Annotated in this window: 2 protein-coding genes; both read right to left on the bottom strand. The window is 64.3% G+C overall.

Features of this window, described 5'->3' with window-relative positions; all coding sequences use genetic code 11:
- Positions 1–16: 16 nt before the first annotated feature.
- Positions 17–508, bottom strand: a complete 492-nt coding sequence (locus tag ACFMPD_RS17510; RefSeq protein ID WP_380997320.1) for a transposase — start codon at positions 506–508, stop codon at positions 17–19.
- A gap of 238 nt (positions 509–746) precedes the next feature.
- Positions 747–1,079: a hypothetical protein gene (locus tag ACFMPD_RS17505; RefSeq protein ID WP_380997323.1), complete on the bottom strand. Its 333-nt coding sequence runs from the start codon at positions 1,077–1,079 to the stop codon at positions 747–749.
- Between the last annotated feature and the right edge of the window lie 114 nt (positions 1,080–1,193).

Raw genomic sequence — 1,193 nt, 5'->3', positions numbered from 1 at the left:
CTAGCGCGTGAAGAGATCAGCTTGAAGCGTATCCTGAGTTGACGAGGTCATTCGCGCATTCCTGAGGGCTGAGGCGGTCGAGGAGTGAGCCGATCCTGCGCCATGTGGCTTTGATGGTCCGTTCGGCGGCGTCGCGGCGCATGTGTTTGAGTTTTGCGAAAACGTGTTCGATCGGGTTCGGATCGGGGCTGTAGGGCGGCAAGAACAGCAGGCGGGCTTGCGCATCGCGGGCTTGTCCCTTGTGACTGCCGGGGTTGTCCATGACCACGATACCGCCCGGAGAGAGGGTCGGGGCGAGGACCTTCTCGACATAGGCCCGGAAGGCTTCGCCGTTGACCGGACCGTCCAGGACGAACGGCGCGTCGATCCGGTCGCGGCGCAGCGCAGCGATGAAAGTCATGGGGCGCCAGTGCCCATGTGGTGCCCATCTAGTGCCCATCCAGTGCCCATCCAGTGCCCATGTGGTGCGCGGCCGGTTAGGCGTTTGCCTTTGGGCGCCCAGCNTCATGGGGCGCCAGTGCCCATGTGGTGCCCATCTAGTGCCCATCCAGTGCCCATCCAGTGCCCATGTGGTGCGCGGCCGGTTAGGCGTTTGCCTTTGGGCGCCCAGCCGCGCAGCGGGGCCATGTTGGTCTTCGCGCAGCGGGGCCATGTTGGTCTTGGCCCAAGTCTCATCGATCAACACGAGGCGGCGCGGGTCGATCCGGGCCTGATGCCGCTTCCAGCGGGCGCGGCGGCGACTCACATCAGGACGGTTCTGTTCTTCGGCGCGTTGGGTCTTTTTTGAACGAATAACCGGTGCGATGCACGACGGCCCAAACAGTGCGGCAGTCAACCCTGAGGCCGCGCTCGGCCAGCTCCACTCCCAGTCCCCGCAGGGTGAACGGCTCCTTGATCCGCTTCAGCATCCAGGTCTCGTGTGCGCCCACAATCTTAGGCGGCGGATGGCCGCCCGCGCCTGCCGGCGCGCAGGTTCCGGTCGCGCGCAAACGCCGAGACCATTTCACGACGCTGGATGGGGCGCCATCAAGCGCCGACGCAACCGAGCGCACGCTCTCGCCCGCCGAGAGCCGCGCCATTGCTCTCTCCCGAAGGTCCATCGAAAGTGCCTTACCCACTGCTCACCCTCCATATTGTGGCTAGCGGCAATGAATCACCAAAATCAGCCTCTGTGACTCCACTTTCGATTCAGA

Origin of the sequence: Sedimentitalea sediminis (assembly GCF_042687825.1) — a bacterium.
Lineage (GTDB): Bacteria > Pseudomonadota > Alphaproteobacteria > Rhodobacterales > Rhodobacteraceae > Sedimentitalea.
Note: the sequence above shows the minus strand (reverse complement) of the source record. Positions and strands in the feature narration are given on the sequence as shown.